This is a genomic window from Streptomyces calvus, from assembly GCF_006782915.1.
In the GTDB taxonomy this organism is placed as follows: domain Bacteria; phylum Actinomycetota; class Actinomycetes; order Streptomycetales; family Streptomycetaceae; genus Streptomyces; species Streptomyces calvus.
In genome coordinates, this window is sequence record NZ_VCNP01000052.1 from 1 (window position 1) to 17274 (window position 17274).

General features: G+C 72.7%; 19 protein-coding genes, 1 pseudogene and 1 riboswitch. Of the genes and pseudogenes, 10 read left to right on the forward strand and 10 right to left on the reverse strand.

Translation table 11 applies throughout. The features are described 5' to 3' along the window. Positions 1-225: 225 nt before the first annotated feature. The 4 genes and pseudogenes from FGW31_RS35290 to FGW31_RS25595 all read left to right on the forward strand — a co-directional run. Positions 226-435 (forward strand): annotated as a pseudogene (locus tag FGW31_RS35290) (Scr1 family TA system antitoxin-like transcriptional regulator); the annotation flags it as partial. Further along, positions 432-620, forward strand: a complete 189-nt coding sequence (locus FGW31_RS25585; protein WP_142195873.1) for a DUF397 domain-containing protein — start codon at positions 432-434, stop codon at positions 618-620. The pseudogene FGW31_RS35290 and the gene FGW31_RS25585, both read left to right, overlap by 4 nt. Next, on the forward strand, positions 617-802 hold the full coding sequence (locus tag FGW31_RS25590; protein ID WP_142195874.1) for a DUF397 domain-containing protein: 186 nt from the start codon (positions 617-619) through the stop codon (positions 800-802). The genes FGW31_RS25585 and FGW31_RS25590 overlap by 4 nt, the downstream gene beginning before the upstream one ends. 39 nt (positions 803-841) lie before the next feature. Beyond that, positions 842-1597, forward strand: coding sequence for an endonuclease/exonuclease/phosphatase family protein (locus FGW31_RS25595; protein ID WP_142195875.1), 756 nt, complete (start codon positions 842-844; stop codon positions 1595-1597). Positions 1598-1603: 6 nt separating this feature from the next. On the opposite strand, the gene FGW31_RS25600 is transcribed toward FGW31_RS25595, so the two are convergent. Then, positions 1604-2260: a hypothetical protein gene (locus tag FGW31_RS25600; protein ID WP_142195876.1), complete on the reverse strand. Its 657-nt coding sequence runs from the start codon at positions 2258-2260 to the stop codon at positions 1604-1606. Next, positions 2253-3050: an alpha/beta hydrolase gene (locus tag FGW31_RS25605; RefSeq protein ID WP_142195877.1), complete on the reverse strand. Its 798-nt coding sequence runs from the start codon at positions 3048-3050 to the stop codon at positions 2253-2255. The genes FGW31_RS25600 and FGW31_RS25605 overlap by 8 nt, the downstream gene beginning before the upstream one ends. A gap of 221 nt (positions 3051-3271) precedes the next feature. On the opposite strand from FGW31_RS25605, the gene FGW31_RS25610 reads away from it, so the two are divergent. The 3 genes from FGW31_RS25610 to FGW31_RS25620 are packed head-to-tail and all read left to right on the forward strand — an operon-like array spanning position 3272 to position 6057. Continuing rightward, entirely contained in the window at positions 3272-4075 is an 804-nt protein-coding gene (locus tag FGW31_RS25610; protein WP_142195935.1) for a lysophospholipid acyltransferase family protein, read from the forward strand. A gap of 24 nt (positions 4076-4099) precedes the next feature. Further along, positions 4100-5359: a MacS family sensor histidine kinase gene (gene macS, locus FGW31_RS25615; protein ID WP_142195878.1), complete on the forward strand. Its 1260-nt coding sequence runs from the start codon at positions 4100-4102 to the stop codon at positions 5357-5359. Next, positions 5356-6057 (forward strand): response regulator, encoded by a 702-nt coding sequence (locus FGW31_RS25620; protein ID WP_142195880.1) that lies wholly within the window; start codon positions 5356-5358, stop codon positions 6055-6057. The genes macS and FGW31_RS25620 overlap by 4 nt, the downstream gene beginning before the upstream one ends. A gap of 75 nt (positions 6058-6132) precedes the next feature. On the opposite strand, the gene FGW31_RS25625 is transcribed toward FGW31_RS25620, so the two are convergent. Both FGW31_RS25625 and FGW31_RS36255 read right to left on the reverse strand, forming a co-directional pair. Next, the gene (locus FGW31_RS25625; RefSeq protein ID WP_142195882.1) at positions 6133-8037 is read right to left on the reverse strand and encodes an anthranilate synthase family protein; all 1905 of its coding nucleotides are present in this window, start codon (positions 8035-8037) and stop codon (positions 6133-6135) included. Positions 8038-8183: 146 nt separating this feature from the next. Next, positions 8184-8240, reverse strand: coding sequence for a trp operon leader peptide (locus FGW31_RS36255; protein ID WP_142195936.1), 57 nt, complete (start codon positions 8238-8240; stop codon positions 8184-8186). A 416-nt stretch (positions 8241-8656) separates the two neighbouring features. Here FGW31_RS36255 and FGW31_RS25635 point away from each other — a divergent pair, with 416 nt between their 5' ends. Next, the gene (locus FGW31_RS25635) at positions 8657-10009 is read left to right on the forward strand and encodes a class II 3-deoxy-7-phosphoheptulonate synthase (RefSeq protein WP_142195883.1); all 1353 of its coding nucleotides are present in this window, start codon (positions 8657-8659) and stop codon (positions 10007-10009) included. A gap of 155 nt (positions 10010-10164) precedes the next feature. Further along, on the forward strand, positions 10165-10401 hold the full coding sequence (locus FGW31_RS25640; RefSeq protein ID WP_182674608.1) for a (2Fe-2S)-binding protein: 237 nt from the start codon (positions 10165-10167) through the stop codon (positions 10399-10401). A gap of 50 nt (positions 10402-10451) precedes the next feature. Here FGW31_RS25640 and bfr read toward each other — a convergent pair whose 3' ends face one another. Further along, entirely contained in the window at positions 10452-10943 is a 492-nt protein-coding gene (gene bfr, locus FGW31_RS25645) for a bacterioferritin (RefSeq protein ID WP_142195885.1), read from the reverse strand. Positions 10944-11125: 182 nt separating this feature from the next. Between bfr and FGW31_RS25650 the strand changes: the two genes are divergently transcribed. Beyond that, positions 11126-11773: a sulfite oxidase-like oxidoreductase gene (locus tag FGW31_RS25650; protein WP_142195886.1), complete on the forward strand. Its 648-nt coding sequence runs from the start codon at positions 11126-11128 to the stop codon at positions 11771-11773. 83 nt (positions 11774-11856) lie between these two features. On the opposite strand, the gene FGW31_RS25655 is transcribed toward FGW31_RS25650, so the two are convergent. The 5 genes from FGW31_RS25655 to thiO form a co-directional block, all read right to left on the reverse strand. Continuing rightward, entirely contained in the window at positions 11857-12735 is an 879-nt protein-coding gene (locus FGW31_RS25655) for a deoxyribonuclease IV (protein ID WP_142195887.1), read from the reverse strand. 71 nt (positions 12736-12806) lie between these two features. After that, positions 12807-14747 carry a Stk1 family PASTA domain-containing Ser/Thr kinase gene (gene pknB, locus FGW31_RS25660; RefSeq protein WP_142195888.1) on the reverse strand — a complete coding sequence of 647 codons (1941 nt, stop codon included), beginning with the start codon at positions 14745-14747 and terminating at the stop codon, positions 12807-12809. A 215-nt stretch (positions 14748-14962) separates the two neighbouring features. Beyond that, on the reverse strand, positions 14963-15757 hold the full coding sequence (locus FGW31_RS25665) for a thiazole synthase (RefSeq protein ID WP_142195889.1): 795 nt from the start codon (positions 15755-15757) through the stop codon (positions 14963-14965). Between the two features lie 2 nt (positions 15758-15759). Further along, on the reverse strand, positions 15760-15972 hold the full coding sequence (thiS, locus tag FGW31_RS25670; protein WP_142195890.1) for a sulfur carrier protein ThiS: 213 nt from the start codon (positions 15970-15972) through the stop codon (positions 15760-15762). Next, positions 15969-17135 carry a glycine oxidase ThiO gene (gene thiO / locus FGW31_RS25675; RefSeq protein WP_142195891.1) on the reverse strand — a complete coding sequence of 389 codons (1167 nt, stop codon included), beginning with the start codon at positions 17133-17135 and terminating at the stop codon, positions 15969-15971. Before thiO ends, thiS begins: the two co-directional genes overlap by 4 nt. Further along, positions 17133-17244: riboswitch (TPP riboswitch) on the reverse strand. Its footprint overlaps the gene before it by 3 nt. Between the last annotated feature and the right edge of the window lie 30 nt (positions 17245-17274).

Sequence of the window (17274 nt, forward strand, 5' to 3'; positions counted from 1 at the left end):
GGCCCGAGCAGAGGCCCCGCTCGTAACCCGGCCCGCCGACCGGAGCGTTGTACGGCTGCAAGGTTGCCGGCAACGTGACAAGGGGGTCGTCGTCCATGGCGAACGGCAGCACGCTCGAGTCGTCCGACAGTCTCAAGGCGTTCGGGGCGGCCTTGAAGGCGTTCCGGGAACGTGCGCTCCTCACCCAGGAGCAGCTTGCCGAGCGGCTCAGCGGTCCGGCAGCCGTATCACGCGGGGACGGATGGGCCGATGCGGCTTCTTGAGACCTCGGAGCGGCAGTGGGTGGGCTACTCCGAGGGGCAGAAGACGGGGCAGCTCGTGTGTGACCGAGAAGCAGTGAGTGTGATGCAGATGCGCTGTGCCAAGATGCGCTCACAGACCTTGTCCCCGGCGGACTCGGTGGAGTTGTTGCAGCGGATGAGGGGAGCGCTATGAACACCGTCAGCGAGCTGGACTGGTTGAAGAGCAGCTACAGCGGGTCCGAAGGCGACGACTGTGTCAAGGTGGCCTTCGCGCTTGGGATGGTGCACGTGCGGGACTCCAAGGAAATGGACGGGCCGCGGTTCGTGGTGTCCTCGTCCGCGTGGCGTGACTTCCTCGGCCGTGCGGGAGCCAAGTGAGCACCCACAGTGAGCTGGACTGGTTCAAGAGCAGCTACAGCGGATCTCAGGGCGACGACTGCGTGGAAGTGGCCTTCGCAGGCGACGCCGTGCACGTGCGGGACTCCAAGACACAGGACGGGCCGCGGTTCGTCGTCTCTCCGGCCGCGTGGCAGGACTTCCTCGGTCGCGTGCGGCGCTGACCCGCGTGGTGTCGTGCCGGGCGGCGTATCTTGATCCGCATGGCGACGACTCCGCTGCTGCCCGGCTCCCGGACCGAGGCCGACGGTTCGGCCGTCGTCCGGGTCCTGAGTTACAACGTCCGTTCGATGCGCGACGACACCGGCGCCCTCGCCCGGGTGATCTCCGCCTGCGCGCCCGATCTCGTCCTCCTCCAGGAGGCGCCGCGTTTCTTCCGCTGGCGCAAGAAGATCGCCCGGCTCGCCTCCGAGTCCGGGCTGGTGATGCTCTCCGGAGGTGCCACGGCCGCCGGTCCGGCGATCCTGTGCTCGCTGCGGGCGACCGTCGAGCGCACCGAGGACGTGCTGCTGCCGCTGACGCCCGGGCAGCACCGGCGCGGGTTCGCCACCGCCGTCGTACGGTTCGGCGGGGCGCGGCTCGGGGTGCTCAGCTGCCATCTGTCGCTGGAGCGGAACGAGCGGTACGAGCAGGGCGGCATGCTCCTCGACCGGCTCGCCGCGATGGGCGTGGAGCACGCCGTCGCCGGCGGGGACGTCAACGAGCGGCCGGACGGGCGCACCTTCCGGCGGCTGGCCGAGTCCCTGACCGACTGCTGGGCCGCCGCTCCCTGGGGCGGCGAACACACCTGGGTGCGCGACGCCCCGCACCGCCGCATCGACGCCCTCTTCACCACCAAGGGCGTGGAGGTGCTGGGCTGCGGCGTGCCGATCGAGCAGCCGGGCGTGACCGAGAACGACCTGAGGGCCGCCACGGACCACCTCCCGGTCCTGGCCGCCCTCAGAGTCCCGGGTGCCTGAGCGGCGTCAGACCACCGCACCCCGGCCCGGGTCGTCGTCGTCCTCGTCGTCGGTGCGCATGCGCACGACCAGCGTGGCGAAGCCGCCCAGGAAACCGCCGATGCACAGCGTGTTCAGCCACCAGGTCATCTCCCAGCCGAGCAGTATCGCCAGCAGCAGGAGCAGCGGCCCGCCGAGCACTCCGAGCCAGGCGAACTTCGAGGTGACGTCGGCCTCCGGCAGCGGCGGCGGCTCCGGCGGGACGAAGTGGCCCTCGTCGCTCTCGTCGAGGTCGTCGTCCGACGGTTCGGCCACGCTGTAGTCGCGCGGGCCGACGCCGGGCGCGAAGGACACCGAGCCGCCGAGCGGCTTGGCCGGCTTGTCCTCCGCCTTCCGCGCGGGCGCCTCGGCCCCGACGCCGCCCTCCTCGTTGGTCTCGGGCTCCAGCAGCGCCAGGTCCTCGACCGACTTGAACGGTTTGGCACCCGGCGGGTCCGGCGGTTCCTCGCCGTATCCGGCGACGATCGCCGCCCATGCGGCGTCCTCGTCGAAGGGGACGCCCGCCGTCTCCTCCGGCTCGCGGCCCCGGCGGTCCTCACGGTCCCGGCGATTCTCGCGGTCCTCGCGGTCCTCGCGATTCTCCCGGTCCTCGCGGTCCTCGCGGTCCGAGTCGTGCTCAGCCACCTGCGGTCGTCCCTTCCTTGCCGAGACCGGGCTCCCTGACGGCACCGGGTGCGAGCCGGCCGATGAACGCGGTGCTCTCCTCGAAGATCCGCTCCGCGTCATGGTCCAACGTCGCCACGTGGTAGCTCTGTTCCAGCAGGACCTCCGTCACGTCCGTCGACGACACCCGGCCGAGGATCCGCGCCGAGTCCGCGGGCGGCACCACGTGGTCCTGCGGGCTGCGCAGCAGCAGCAGCGGCTGGGTGACCCGGGGCAGCTCGCCGTCCAGCAGCCGCAGGAAGGTCCGCAGCGAGTGCGCCGCGTGCAGCGGCACCCGGTCGTAGCCCAGCTCCGTGACCGACGGCTTCGCGATGTCGCTCGCGATGCCCCTGGTCGCCGGAACGAGATGGCGGATCACCGGAAGGGCGTGCGCGGCGACGCCGTGCACCCGGTTGGCGGGGTTCACGACCATGACGCCGCTCACCGCGTCGCCGTGCAGCGCGGCCAGCCGCAGCGCCAGCGCACCGCCCATCGACAGGCCGGCCACGAACACCCGCTCGCTGCGCTCCCGCAGCAGCCGCAGCTCGCGGTCCACCTGCGCGTACCAGTCCTGCCAGCCGGTGACCCCGAGGTCCTGCCAGCGGGTGCCGTGCCCGGGCAGCAGCGGCAGCGAGACGGTCAGGCCGTGCCCGGCGAGATGCTCCGCCCAGGGGCGCAGCGACTGGGGTGAACCGGTGAAGCCGTGGCAGAGGAGGACGGCGGTCTCCCCGCCCTCGTGACGGAACGGCTCGGCTCCGGCGAGCAGCGGCACCTTCGGCCTCCTGTTCGTAGGAAGGTACGGACACTTCGCGAGAAGGTACGGATGAGAGGCCGGCACGCGTCGGACCGGCCGGACGGGCGGCACACGGATTGCAGGACCTTCACCGTACGCGACCGCACTGACACCGACCAGGGCCGTCGGGCCCTTTGACGGTGCTCCGGGATATGGTCTGACCGACAGACACAGGAGGCACTCGGTTGTTGTACGGCACGATGAAGGTCGCCATCGGAGGGCCGCTGAAGCTCGCCTTCAGACCCTGGGTGGAGGGCCTGGAGAACGTCCCCGCCGAGGGCCCCGCCATCCTGGCCAGCAACCACCTGTCGTTCTCCGACTCGTTCTTCCTGCCCGCCGTGCTGGACCGCAAGGTCACCTTCATCGCCAAGGCCGAGTACTTCACCACGCCGGGCGTCAAGGGCCGGCTGACGGCCGCCTTCTTCAAGGGCGTGGGCCAGCTCCCGGTGGACCGCTCCGGCGCGCGCGGCGCCGGCGAGGCCGCGATCAGGAGCGGCATCGAGGTCCTGGAGCGCGGCGAGCTGTTCGGCATCTACCCGGAGGGCACCCGCTCGCCCGACGGCCGCCTCTACCGCGGCAAGCCCGGCGGCCTGGCCCGCGTGGCGCTGGCCACCGGCGCGCCCGTCATCCCGGTCGCCATGATCGACACGGAGAAGATCCAGCCGCCCGGCAAGGTCGTGCCCAAGCTGATGCGCCCCGGCATCCGGATCGGCCGGCCGCTGGACTTCAGCCGCTACCAGGGCATGGACCACGACCGCTTCGTCCTGCGCGCGGTGACCGACGAGGTCATGTACGAAATCATGAAGCTCTCCGGCCAGGAGTACGTCGACATGTACGCCACCGCCATGAAGCGGCAGCTCACGGAGGCGGCCAAGGCGGAGAAGGAAGCCGAGAAGGCGGCGAAGGCCGCACTCGCGCGGGCGGAGAAGGAACAGGCCGAGAAGCTGAGGGCCGCGATGGAGCAGCCCGGCCGCGAGCAGACCGAGCGACGGTCCGACCCCTAGACGGGGTCCGGGGGAGTGGGGGACATGGCCAGCCGCGAGAAAGTCATGCGCATGTCGGTCGAGCAGCCGCTGTGGCGCGCACTGGCCGGCTACCGGATCCTCGCCCTGGTGTACGCGGTCGGCCTGTTCGCCGCCGCCCACGAGGAGTTCATCCGCCCCTGGCCTGCCGTCGCCTACTACGCCGTCCTGACGGTGTGGACCCTGGCCACCCTGCCCAGGGTCGCGAGCGCCGCCGCCTGCACCAAGCCGTTCCTCGCCGTCGACCTGACCATCGCGCTCACCGGCATCCTGCTCACCCCGTTCGCCGACGCGCACGAACGCGTCCAGGCGGGCGGCCCCACCCTGCCGTCCATATGGACCGCCGGAGCGGTGCTCGCCTTCGCCATCAAGGGCGGCTGGCGCTGGGCGGCCCTGGCCTCCACCCTGGTCGCCGTCGCCAACCTCGTCGAGCGCGGCGGCCCCGCCCGCGACACCGTGCACAACGTGATCCTCGTCTGGGTCGCCTCCATCGCCATCGGCTACGTCGTGGAGGTCGCCCGCGCCTCCGAGCGCACCCTCGCCCGCGCCCTGGAGATCGAGGCCGCTACCCGGGAGCGGGAGCGGCTCGCGCGGGACATCCACGACAGCGTGCTCCAGGTCCTCGCCATGGTGCAGCGACGTGGCGCGGTGATCGGCGGCGAGGCGGCCGAACTGGGCCGGATGGCCGGTGAGCAGGAGGTGGCACTGCGCACCCTGGTCTCCGGCGGCCTGGTACCGGTCTCCCGGACCTCGCCCGACACCGCGGCGGACAGCGCCGTACGGACCGCGGACCGGCACGCCGCGGACGCCGGGAGCACGGACGACGACGCGGACGAGCCGGTCGACCTGCGCGCGCTGCTCGCCCCCTACGCCGGGGCCCGGGTCAGCCTGGTCGAGCCGGGAGCGCCGGTCCGGCTGGCCCCGCTCGCCGCGCGCGAGGTGGCCGCCGCCGTCGGGGCCGCCCTGGACAACGTGCGCAAACATGCCGGTGAGCGGGCCTGCGCGTGGATCCTGGTCGAGGACGAGCCGCACGAGGTGACCGTCACCGTCCGCGACGACGGCCCCGGCATCCCCGAGGGCCGGCTCGCCCAGGCCGAGGGTGAGGGGCGGCTCGGCGTGGCGCTGTCCATCCGGGGCCGGCTGCGCGACCTCGGCGGCCGCGCGGAGCTGATCTCGGTGCCGGGACAGGGCACCGAGGTCGAACTGACCGTGCCCAAGGACCCGAAGACCACGAACGAACCCCGGGGGAAGGCGGAGCAGCGATGACGGACACGGCAGCCGGAGCAGGAGCCGGACAGGGCCCCATCAGGGTGATGGTGGTGGACGACCACCCCATGTGGCGCGACGCCGTCGCCCGCGACCTGTCCGAGTCCGGCTTCGAGGTGGTCGCCACCGCGGGCGACGGCGACCAGGCGGTGCGCCGCGCCAAGGCCGCCGCACCCGACGTCCTCGTCCTCGACCTGAACCTGCCCGGCAGGCCCGGCGTCCAGGTCTGCAAGGAGGTCGTCGCCGACAACCCCGCCGTCCGGGTGCTCGTGCTGTCGGCCAGCGGCGAGCACGCCGACGTGCTGGAGGCGGTGAAGTCCGGCGCCACCGGCTATCTGCTGAAGTCCGCCTCCACCGAGGACCTCCAGGACGCGGTGCGCCGCACCGCCGTCGGCGACCCGGTGTTCACCCCCGGCCTGGCCGGGCTGGTCCTCGGCGAGTACCGCCGCCTCGCCTCCGAACCGGCGGGCCCCGCCCCGGGCGACGACGCGGCGAAGGCACCGCGGCTGACCGACCGGGAGACCGAGGTGCTGCGCCTGGTCGCCAAGGGCCTCAGCTACAAGCAGATCGCCGAACGGCTCGTCATCTCCCACCGCACCGTGCAGAACCACGTGCAGAACACCCTCGGCAAACTCCAGCTGCACAACCGCGTGGAACTCGTCCGCTACGCCATAGAGCGCGGCCTCGACGACGAGTAGACGGTCCCCGCCGACGAGACGAATGGACGGCACGAAGAGACGGATCTCGGCGGCTCGGCGGCTCGCGGCCCTCGACTACAGCGCGGGCCGCCGCGCCGGGAACGCGTCGGTGCCGCACAGCCGACCCATCAGCTCCCGCACCACCGCCGCGCCGTTCAGCGTCAGCACCGACTCCGGGTGGAACTGCACGCCGGCGAAGCCCGGCCCGCGCAGCGCGTGCACCTCGCCGTTCGCCGCGTGGCTCACTTCGACGCCGTGCGCGGCCAGTTCCCGCAGCGCGTCCTCGTCGCAGTGCGCGACGAAGCTGTTGTAGAAGCCGACGGTCTCCGTCCGCCCGAACAGGTCGATCTCCGTCTGCGCCCCCTGGTACGGGACCTCCTTCCGTACGATCTCCAGGCCCAGCTCGGCCGCGATCAGCTCGTGGCCGAGGCAGACGCCGAGGACGCCGTGCCGGTTCTCCCGGACGGCCTCGGCCGCCAGCGCGCGCAGCAACCGCATCTTCGGGTCGGCCGTGTCGGACGGGTCGCCCGGGCCGGGGCCCAGCACCAGCGGCCCCTCGTGCGCGCGCACCGTCTCCCGCAGCCCCGGCTCGTCGTACCGGCGCACCGTCACCTCCAGTCCGCCCGCGCGCAGTACGTGCGCGAGCATCGCGGTGAAGGTGTCCTCCCCGTCGACCACCAGCGCGTGCCCGGTCAGCGTGTCGGACCGCTCCTGCATCCGCAGCCAGAACGGCGCCAGCGCGGCCCGGCGCCCGTCCAGCGCCGCCCGTACCCGCGGGTCGTCGGCCAGCCGCGGCCGTACGGCCCGCAGGCGCGGGCGGCCCGGGCGCACGCCCAGCGCGGCCAGCACCCCGGCCGCCTTGGCGTGGGTCTCCGCCACCTCGCCCGCCGGGTCCGAGCCGCGCACCAGCGTGGCCCCGACCGGCACCCGCAGCCGCCCGCGGGCGTCGATGTCGGCGGTGCGGATGAGGATGGGGGAGTCCAGGGTCTGGGCGCCGTTCGCGTCCCGGCCGAGGAGCGCCAGCGCGCCCGCGTAGTAACCGCGTCCGACGCCGTCCCGCCCGAGGGGCTCGTACCGCTCGATGACCCGGCAGGCGTTCTGCACCGGCGACCCGGTGACGGTCGCCGCGAACATGGTCTCCTTCAGCACCTCGCGCACGTCCAGCGAGGAGCGGCCGCGCAGTTCGTACTCGGTGTGCGCGAGGTGCGCCATCTCCTTCAGCCGCGGCCCGACCACCACACCGCCCATGTCGCCGACGGTGCACATCATCTTGAGCTCCTCGTCGACGACCATCGACAGCTCCTCGATCTCCTTGCCGTCGGCGAGGAACTCCAGCAGGTGCTCCGGCGTCGGGCCCTCGGCCGGGTAGCGGTAGGTCCCGCTGATCGGGTTCATCACGACCGTCCCGCCCGACGCCCGCACATGCACCTCGGGACTCGCCCCGACCAGCGTCCGCCCGCCGGTGTGCACGACGAACGTCCAGTACGCGCCCCGCTCGCCCTCCAGCAGCCGCCGGAACAGCGCGAGGGCGTCGGCCCGCCCGAACCCGGGGATCTCGCCCTCGTACGTCCGCCGGATCACGAAGTTGGCGCCCTCGCCCCGTCCGATCTCCTCCCGCAGCACCCGGCCGACGATCTCGGCGTACTCCTCGTCGGCCACGTCGAAGCCGCCGCCGGTCACCCGCACCGCGTGCGACGGCAGCTGCGACAGGGCGTCGGCGAGCGGGATGTCGTGGCGCTCCTGCGGGGTCAGCACCAGCAGCGGGGTGCCGTCGTCGCGGACGTCGAAGCCGCGCTCGCGGATCTGCCGGAACGGCACGAGCGCCAGGCAGGTGTCGGGCAGTTCGGCCAGGCGCTCACGGACGCCGACGGGGCCGATCAGCAACTCGACCACGTCGCCGTCCTCGACGGGACGGCCGGGCGTGCGGCGGCGCAGCAGGGCGAAGGGGCGGTCGTCGGTGACGAGCTGTGCCAGGTCCATGGTGCGTTCCTCGTTTCGTCGCGGTCGCGAGCGGTGACGCCGCCGTCGCGGGCGGTCGCGTCTGTCGTGAGCGGTGAGGAACGACCCCGGAAAACACCGAAGGCCGCCCCTCGGGCGGCCTTCGCGGAGTCTGTGCGTACGCGCAGTCAGTGGGCCGCCGGAGAAGCGGTCCACCACCAGTTCTGGATCGAGTGCGCGAACATGCGACGCACCCTACCGCATCAGCAGCAGGTCGAGCGTCCGCTGCGGACGGCGCTCCGGCTCCGCGTCCGCGGGCAGCGAGGCGGGGACGGCGCGGCCGGGCCGGACGTGCGGGCCGGCTCCGGTGCGGACGGTCCCGGCGTCGCGCGGTGCCTCTCGCTGCCCACCGCCGGCAGGTGTCGGTCCTGGTGGACGAGCCGGCCCGGCGGGTGACGACGAGCTGCAGGGGCCGGCTGCACGACCGGTGGGGCCGCCTCCACCGGGCGCCGGCCCGCCGCGGTCACCCCGTCGCCCCCCGCCTGCTGCGCGGCGCCCACCGCCGTCCCGCCCTCGCGGCACCCCGCGCGGGCGAGCGGCACCCGTCTCACTTGGTGAGCGGCGGGGTGGACGGCGGTGTCGACCCCGTAGTGTTGATGCCGTGACCGTGAACGCTAAGACCAGCGCGAGTGCTGGCAACACCTGGCGAAACCTGCCCGCGGCGCAGCAGCCCGAGTACCCCGACGCCGAGGCTCTGCGCGCAGTGATCGCGGACCTCGAGTCGTATCCGCCGCTCGTCTTCGCGGGCGAGTGCGACCAGCTGCGCGCCCGGATGGCGGCCGTCGCCAAGGGAGAGGCGTTCCTCCTCCAGGGCGGCGACTGCGCCGAGGCCTTCGACGCGGTGTCCGCCGACCACATCCGCAACAAGCTCAAGACGCTGCTCCAGATGGGCGCCGTCCTCACGTACGCGGCCTCCGTGCCGGTCGTGAAGGTCGGCCGGATCGCCGGCCAGTACTCCAAGCCGCGCTCCAAGCCCACCGAGACCCGCGACGGCGTGACGCTGCCCACCTACCGGGGCGACTCCGTCAACGGCTTCGACTTCACCGAAGAGGCCCGGATCCCGGACCCCGAGCGGCTGAAGCGCATGTACCACGCCTCGGCCTCCACGCTGAACCTGGTGCGCGCCTTCACCACCGGCGGCTACGCCGACCTGCGCCAGGTGCACGCCTGGAACCAGGACTTCGTGAAGTCGTCCCCGTCCGGCCAGCGCTACGAGCAGCTCGCCCGCGAGATCGACAACGCGCTGAACTTCATGCACGCCTGCGGGGCCGACCCGGAGGAGTTCAAGACCGTCGAGTTCTTCTCCTCGCACGAGGCGCTGCTGCTCGACTACGAGTCCGCGCTCACCCGTGTCGACTCCCGCACCGGCCAGCTGTACGACGTCTCCGCGCACATGGTGTGGATCGGCGAGCGCACCCGGCAGCTGGACCACGCGCACATCGAGTTCGCGTCGCGGATCCGCAACCCGATCGGCATCAAGCTCGGCCCGACCACCACGGCCGAGGAGGCGCTGCAGTACATCGACCGCCTCGACCCCGAGCGTGAGCCCGGCCGGCTGACCTTCATCGTCCGCATGGGCGCGGACAAGATCCGCGACAAGCTCCCCGAGCTGGTCGAGAAGGTCACGGCCTCCGGCGCCACCGTGGCCTGGGTGACCGACCCGATGCACGGCAACACCTTCGAGGCGGCCTCCGGCCACAAGACCCGCCGCTTCGACGACGTGCTCGACGAGGTCAAGGGCTTCTTCGAGGTCCACAAGGCGCTCGGCACCCACCCGGGCGGCATCCACGTGGAGCTCACCGGCGACGACGTCACCGAGTGCGTGGGCGGCGGCGACGAGATCTTCGTCGACGACCTGCACCAGCGCTACGAGACGGCCTGCGACCCGCGGCTCAACCGCAGCCAGTCGCTCGACCTGGCGTTCCTCGTCGCGGAGATGTACCGCGACCAGTGATCGGCTCCGCCGCTGACCAGTGGCGAAAGGGGGTGGGGCGCGGATCACACGGGACCGCGCCCCACCCCCCTTTCACGCCCTCGGGGCGACGGGTAAGGTTAGGTTTGCCTCACCGGCCAGGGTCGGTACGGCACGACCCAGCACTTCGTCGGGAGGTGAACCGCGTGTTCGTCTGCAGTTGCTTCGGTGTGACCGAGGAACAGGTGAAGAGCCACGCGGAAGCCGGCGCCTGCACGCCCCGGCAGATCGCCTCCGCCTGCAAGGCCGGAACGGACTGCGGCGGCTGCGTACGGCGCATCCAGGCACTGCTCGGCCGCGGTTCCTGCCCCCGCAGGCAGCTCATCGACCAGGGCGATTCCTCGCTGGCGGCGAAGCTGCCGGAAGCGGCCTAGGCCGCGCGCAGGCCTTCACGGCCTCTGGTGATCCTCCGGTGCGTTCGCCTCTAGTGCGACGCGTCGGGCTGTGACTGCTCGATCACCGTCGACAGGTACAGCGCCTCGCCCAGCTTCTCGATCAGCTCCAGCTGCGTGTCCAGGTAGTCGATGTGGTGCTCCTCGTCGGCCAGGATCGCCTCGAAGACGTTGGCCGACGTGACGTCGCCCTTGTTGCGCATGACCTCCACCCCGCGGCGCAGCCGGTCGATCGCCTCCAGCTCGATCTCCCGGTCGGCCTGGAACATCTCGGTCACCGTCTGGCCGACCCGGACGTGGAACAGCCGCTGGTAGTTCGGCAGGCCGTCGAGCAGCAGGATGCGGTCGGTGAGCACCTCCGCGTGCCGCATCTCGTCGAAGGACTCGGCGCGCGTGTACTGGGCGAGTTTCGTCCAGCCCTTGTGGTCCTGCAGCTTCGAGTGCAGGAAGTACTGGTTGATCGCCGTGAGCTCGGCGGTCAGCTGCTCGTTGAGGAATTCGATGACCTCGGGGTCGCCCTGCATCGCATGGGCTCCTTCCGCGCGGGAACTGGCAGGTTGGGGCGCATGATTGCACCGGCGAGGAAGATCGTCCAGTAAGTCTTCACTTAGTAAGTAAGTCCATGCTTAGTCGATTTAGTACCTGATTGCCCGAATCTTCCGGGCCCGGTTCAGGGGCATCGTCCCTGGTCTGTCAGGATGGAGACATGGGTCAGCCGGCGGAACGCGAAGCGGGGGAGCGCGCATCACAGGGGGCGGCGCGGTTCGAGCTCCCGCCGGGACAGCGACTGCAGAAGGGCTGGCCGGTCACGCACTACGGGCCGGTCCCGAAATTCCGTCCCGAGCGCTGGGAGTTCCGGGTCTTCGGCGCCACCGCCGACGGTGAGAAGCACTGCTGGAACCACGAGGAGTTCACGGCCCTGCCGTACACCACCGTCGTGGCCGACCTGCACTGCGTCACCAAGTTCAGCATGGTCGGCGCCGAATGGGGCGGGATCCCGGCGCGCACCGTCGTGGACATCGCCCCGCCCGCGCCGGACGTCACCCATGTGATGGTGTGGGCGGAGTACGGCTTCAGCTCCAACCTGCGGCTGGCCGACTTCATGTCCGAGCGCGCGCTGTTCGCCACGCACAAGGACGGCGAACTGCTGACCGCCGAGCACGGCTTCCCGCTGCGCCTGATCGTCCCCCATCTGTACGCCTGGAAGGGACCCAAATGGGTCCGCGGCGTGGAGTACATGACCGCCGACCGCCGCGGCTTCTGGGAGGAGCGCGGCTACCACAACGTCGGCGACCCCTGGCGCGAGCAGCGCTACTCCTACCAGGAGGAGCCCGGGGACGGCCCCGACCTCTGACCGCGGCCCGCCGGGCGGTCCTCTGACCGCGGCCCGCCGGGCGGTCCTCTGACCGCGGCCCGCCGGGCGGTCCCCGCGGTCTCTCAGAGGTCCCGCAGCTTCTTCAGCCGCTCCACGTCCGCCGCGTGCCCCTCCTTGCCGCCGGGCGTCTCGATGATCAGCGGTACGCCCTCGGTCGCCGGATGCGTCATCAGCGCCCGGAACGGGTCCTCGCCGATGTGCCCGGCGCCGATGTTCGCGTGCCGGTCCTTGTGCGCGCCGACCACGTCCATGGAGTCGTTGGCGTGGATCAGCTTCAGCCGCCCCTCACCGACCGTCTCCACCAGCAGATCGAGCGTCCGGTGCATCCCGGCCGGCCCGGTCAGGTCGTGGCCGGCCGCGAACACGTGGCAGGTGTCCAGGCACACACCCAGCTTCGGATGGGCGTCCAGCGCCTCGAAGTACGGTCCGAAGTCCCAGGTGCGCGAGCACAGCGAGGAGCCCTGCCCGGCGGTCGACTCCAGCAGCAGGAACGGGTCGTCGTCGTGGGTGAGCTCGTCGAGCAGCGGCAGCAGGTGCTCACGCACCTGCCGCAGCGCCACCGGCCGCTCCCGCCCGCCGGTCGCGCTGCCGGTGTGCACCACCACGCCCAGCGCGCCGATCTCCCGCCCGCGCCGCAGCGAGTGCCGCAGCGACGCCACGGACCGCTCGACGGTCGCCTCGGTGTGCGACCCGAAGTTGATCAGGTACGGGGCGTGCACGTACGCCGGGATCGACTCCGCCGCGCAGGCCGCGCGGAACGCCTCGTCCTGCTGCGGCCGGCCGGCCGGTGTGGCCCAGCCGCGCGGATTGGCGACGAAGACCTGCACGGCCTCGGCGTTCAGCTCACGCGCGTACGACAGACCGACGGAGTGCAGGCCGCCGGCCACAGGGACGTGGCCGCCGACCGGGTTGCGGGCGGGGCCGGACAGGTGACTCTTCACCCGTCAAGGGTGTCATGGCCACCCGGCCCGGCCGTCGGCGGAGTCAGCGGATCTCGATGGTGATCGCGGAGTCAGCGGATCTCGATGGTGATCGTCGAGCCCTTGGGCGCGGTGTCGCCGCCGTCCACGGACTGGCCCTTGACGGTGTCGCCGAACAGTCCGAGCAGCCCGCGGTCCTCGCGCACCGCGAACCCGGCGCCCTCCAGCTTCGCCTTCGCCTCGTCCACGCTGTCGCCGACCACGTCCGGGACCTCGATCATCTCCGGGCCCTTGGACAGGGTCAGCGTCACGGTGTCGCCCTCGGCGGCCTGCCGTCCGGCGCCCGGGGTCTGCCGGGCCACCCGGCCGGCGTCGTGCTCGGAGTTGACCCGCTCGGCGGCGATCTTCACCTCGAGCCCGGCCTCCCGCAGCTCGGTGCGGGCGTCCGCGAGGTCGTCACCGGTCACGTCCGGCACGTCCACCGGGCGGCCCTTGCTCACCGTCAGCGCCACCGCGGAGCCCGCGCGGACCTTGGTGCCCTTGCCCGGCTCGGTGGAGATCACCGAGCCCCGCGGGACCGTCCCGCTGAACGACCGGGTGACCATGCCGGGCTCCAGGCCCTCCTCCTCGAGCAGCGACCGCGCGTTGTCCAGCGGATAGCCGTCCAGGTCGGGCACCCGCACGGTCTGCGGGCCCTTGGAGAGGGTGAGCGACACCGCGTCGTGGCTGCGGATCCGGGCGCCCGCCTTCGGATCGGTGCTGATCACCGTGCCCCGCTCCACGGTGTCGCTGTACGCCTCCGTCACCTCGCCGACGTCCAGCCCGGCGTCCGCCAGCCGGTCCCGGGCCTCCTGCTCGGTCTTCGACAGCAGCGGCGGGACCTTGGTGAACTGGCCGGAGTTGATGTACCACACGCCCGTGCCGACCCCGAGGACCAGCAGCACGGCCACGACGACCGCCATCGGGCCGCGCCGCAGCGCCGTCCGGCGCCGGGGCGGCAGCGGCGGCGACCGGAACCGGCTGGTGCGGTGGAAGGAGTCCGCCGCGCCGCTGTCGTCGTCCCCGTCGTCCTCGTTGACCGGGAGCGGGCGGGGCACCGTCAGCGAGCGCGGGATGACGCTCGTACGGTCCTCGGCGTTGTCGTGCTCGACCGTCAGGGCCCGCGGCGGCATCGCGTCGAGCTGCCCGTCGCCGAGCCGGGCGCGGGCCGCGCGGACCTGCGCGAGCAGCGCCACCGCGTCGTGCGGACGGACCTCGGGGTTGCGCGCGGTCGCCGACGCCACCAGCTCGTCCAGCTCGTACGCCATGCCGGGCACGGTCGCCGACGGCGGCGGCACGTCGTCGTGCAGGTGCTTGTAGAGCACGATCGCGGGCGAGTCGCCGTCGTGCGGCTTCTCACCGGTCAGCATCTCGTGGAGCAGGATGCCGCAGGCGTAGACGTCCACGCGGGGGTCGGCGGTGCCGCTCTCGATCTGCTCCGGGGCGAGGTAGGAGACCGTGCCCAGCACGGTGCCGGTGGTGTTCGTCACCGTGTCCACGGCGCGCACCAGCCCGAAGTCGGCGACCTTGACCCGGCCGTCGTCCCCTATCAGCACGTTCTCGGGCTTCATGTCGCGGTGCACGAAGCCGGCCCGGTGCGCGGCGCCGAGCGCGGCCAGCACCGGCTCCAGGATGTCCAGCGCGGCCCGCGGCTGGAGCGCGCCGCGCTCGCGCAGCACGTCGCGCAGGGTGCAGCCGGCGATGTACTCCATCGCCAGGTAGACGTACGGCCCGTCGGTGCCCTGGTCGAAGACCTGCACGACGTTCGGGTGGTCCAGCCGGGCGGCCGACTTGGCCTCGCGGATGAACCGCTCGACGAAGGAGACGTCGGCGGCGAGGGAGGGGTGCATCACCTTGAGCGCGAGGACGCGGTCCAGCCGGGTGTCCACGGCCCGGTAGACCGTGGCCATCCCGCCGACCGCGATCCGCGCGTCGACGCGGTACCGGCCGTCGAGCACCTGCCCGACCAGAGGGTCCTGAAGGGTCGTGTCCACGCAGGGAGTCTACGATCCGCCACCGACACCGCCGTCCCGTTCACCCACCGTTGCAGCGGACCTGTGACGTGTATCGCGCAGCCGCCCGGCCGCCCCGACACCGCACCACGGGCAGGTCCGCCGCCTCGCCGCGGGCAGGCGCGCGGCCGGGGCGGCACGGGCGGGCGCGGCCACCGTGCCCGCGCGCACACCCGCCCCGACCCCGGCCCCGGCGCCTAGAAGGCGGGCCGCTCCGGATCCAGTACTGCCAGCCCTTCCGTGGGCGACGACGCCTCGGCGAAGTGCCGCCGCGGAATCCTGCCCGCCAGCCGGGCCAGCCGCCCCGCCTCCACCGCGCACCGCATCGCGGACGCCATCAGCACCGGCTCCTGCGCCCGGGTGACCGCCGACGCCAGCATCACCCCCGCACACCCCAGCTCCATCGCCAGGGCCGCGTCCGACGCCGTCCCGGCGCCCGCGTCCAGGATCACCGGCACGCCCGCCCGCTCCACGATCAGCTGGAAGTTGTGCGGGTTGCGGATCCCGAGCCCCGACCCGATCGGCGAGCCCAGCGGCATGATCGCCGCGCAGCCGACGTCCTCCAGCTTCCGCGCCAGCACCGGATCGTCGTTGGTGTACGGCAGCACCGTGAACCCGTCGTCGACCAGCGTCTCCGCCGCCTCCAGCAGCTCGATCGGGTCCGGCAGCAGGGTGCGCTCGTCGGCGATGACCTCCAGCTTGACCAGATCGGTGCCGAGCGCCTCGCGCGCGAGACGGGCCGTGAGCACGGCCTCCCCGGCGGTGAAGCAGCCCGCGGTGTTCGGCAGCACCCGGATGCCGAGCCGCTCCAGCACCGACAGCACCGAACCGTGCACCGAGGGGTCCACCCGGCGCATCGCCACGGTCGTCAGCTCGGTCCCGGACGCCACCAGCGCCCGCTCCAGCACGTCGAGGCTCGGCGCCCCGCCGGTGCCCATGATCAGGCGGGACGTGAAGGACGTACCGCCGAGGACGAACGGATCGTCGGCCATGGTCAGCCTCCCTGGACGGCGGTGAGGACTTCCACCCGGTCGCCGTCCGCGAGCGGGGTGGTGGGCCAGCGGTCGCGCGGGACGACCGTTTCGTTGAGGGCGGCGGCCACCCCGGAGGGCGCCGCGGTGAGGGACTTCACGACCAGGTCGAGGGCCGTGCCGGGCGCGAACTCCCGGGGTTCGCCGTTGACCGAGACGGTGAGGCGGGCGTTCATGCGGGCTGCTCCGTGAGTGCGGTGGCGCGAAAGCGCAAGGGGCTGAACGGACGGGCTTCCTCCGGCAGTTCGCCGGTGGTCAGGGCATGGGCCAGGACGTCGCCGGTCACCGGCGTCAGCAGCACGCCGTTGCGGTAGTGGCCGGTGGCCAGCAGCAGACCCTCCAGCGCGGTCGGGCCGAGCAGCGGCGCGTTGTCCGGGGAGCCGGGACGCAGCCCCGCCCGGGTCTCGGTGAGCGGCAGCTCGGTGATGCCGGGGACGAGCTCGTGGGCGTCGCGCAGCAGCTCGTACACGCCGCCCGCGGTGACCGTCGTGTCCCAGCCCAGCTCCTCGGTGGTCGCGCCGATCACCAGCTCGCCGTTCTCGCGCGGCACCAGGTACACCTGGCTGCCCCGCACCACGGCCCGCACGGTACGGGTCAGGAACGGGCCGAGCCGTTCGGGCATCGCCAGCCGCACCACCTGACCCTTCACCGGCCGCACCGGCGGCAGCACGTCCGCGGGCACTCCCGCGAGACGGCCGCTGAGGCTGCCCGCGGCGAGCACCACCTGCCCGGCGGCCAGCTCGGTGCCGTCCGCCGTGACCACGCCGGCCGCCCGGTCCCCGGCGACGACCAGCCGCTCCGCCCACGTGCGGTGGACGGCCACGCCCGCGCGCTCGCACGCGGTCACCAGGGCGGCCGCCAGCCGCCGCGGATCGATCTGGTGGTCGCCGTCCACGCGCAGGCCGCCGCGCACGCCCGGCGCCAGCATCGGCTCCAGCCGCCGGCACTCCCGTCCGGACAGCCACTGCGAGTCCAGCCCCGACCGCTCCTGCAGCGCGTGCAGCTCCCGCAGATGGGCGCGGTCGTCGGCGTCCAGCGCCACGGCGAGCGTGCCGCAGCGGCGGTAGCCGAGGTCGTGGCCGGTCAGTTCGGTCAGCTCCGCCGCGAAGTCCGGATAGCGGCGCGCGGAGGCCAGGTTCAATCCGAGCAGGGTGTGCTCGCCGTAGTGCAGCTCGGTGACGGCGGCCAGCATCCCGGCGGCCACCCGGGCGGCCCCGCCGCCCGGTTCGGGGTCCACCACGGCCGTGGCGAGACCGCGCTGCGCCGCCCGCCAGGCCGTGACCAGACCGATGATTCCGCCCCCGACGACGAGGACGTCCGAGGAACGCGTGCGCGACATGGGCGTCCAGCCCCTCCCTTCGCCGGCATGACCCGGATCAGGTTCGTACGGTCGGAGGCCGCCAGCCTCCCTCTCAGCCCGGTGCGTCCGGGCTCCCGCGAGTGCTTTACCTTGGCCACCCTAGCCGTCGGCCCACCGA

Coding starts and splice junctions, on each gene's coding strand:
- FGW31_RS25585 (WP_142195873.1), top strand. CDS start 432: ATGAACACCGTCAGCGAGCTGGACTGGTTGAAGAGCAGCTACAGCGGG.
- FGW31_RS25595 (WP_142195875.1), top strand. CDS start 842: ATGGCGACGACTCCGCTGCTGCCCGGCTCCCGGACCGAGGCCGACGGT.
- FGW31_RS25610 (WP_142195935.1), top strand. CDS start 3,272: ATGAAGGTCGCCATCGGAGGGCCGCTGAAGCTCGCCTTCAGACCCTGG.
- macS (WP_142195878.1), top strand. CDS start 4,100: ATGGCCAGCCGCGAGAAAGTCATGCGCATGTCGGTCGAGCAGCCGCTG.
- FGW31_RS25620 (WP_142195880.1), top strand. CDS start 5,356: ATGACGGACACGGCAGCCGGAGCAGGAGCCGGACAGGGCCCCATCAGG.
- FGW31_RS25625 (WP_142195882.1), bottom strand. CDS start 8,037: ATGGACCTGGCACAGCTCGTCACCGACGACCGCCCCTTCGCCCTGCTG.
- bfr (WP_142195885.1), bottom strand. CDS start 10,943: ATGCAGGGCGACCCCGAGGTCATCGAATTCCTCAACGAGCAGCTGACC.
- FGW31_RS25650 (WP_142195886.1), top strand. CDS start 11,126: ATGGGTCAGCCGGCGGAACGCGAAGCGGGGGAGCGCGCATCACAGGGG.
- FGW31_RS25665 (WP_142195889.1), bottom strand. CDS start 15,757: ATGGCCGACGATCCGTTCGTCCTCGGCGGTACGTCCTTCACGTCCCGC.
- thiS (WP_142195890.1), bottom strand. CDS start 15,972: ATGAACGCCCGCCTCACCGTCTCGGTCAACGGCGAACCCCGGGAGTTC.
- thiO (WP_142195891.1), bottom strand. CDS start 17,135: ATGTCGCGCACGCGTTCCTCGGACGTCCTCGTCGTCGGGGGCGGAATC.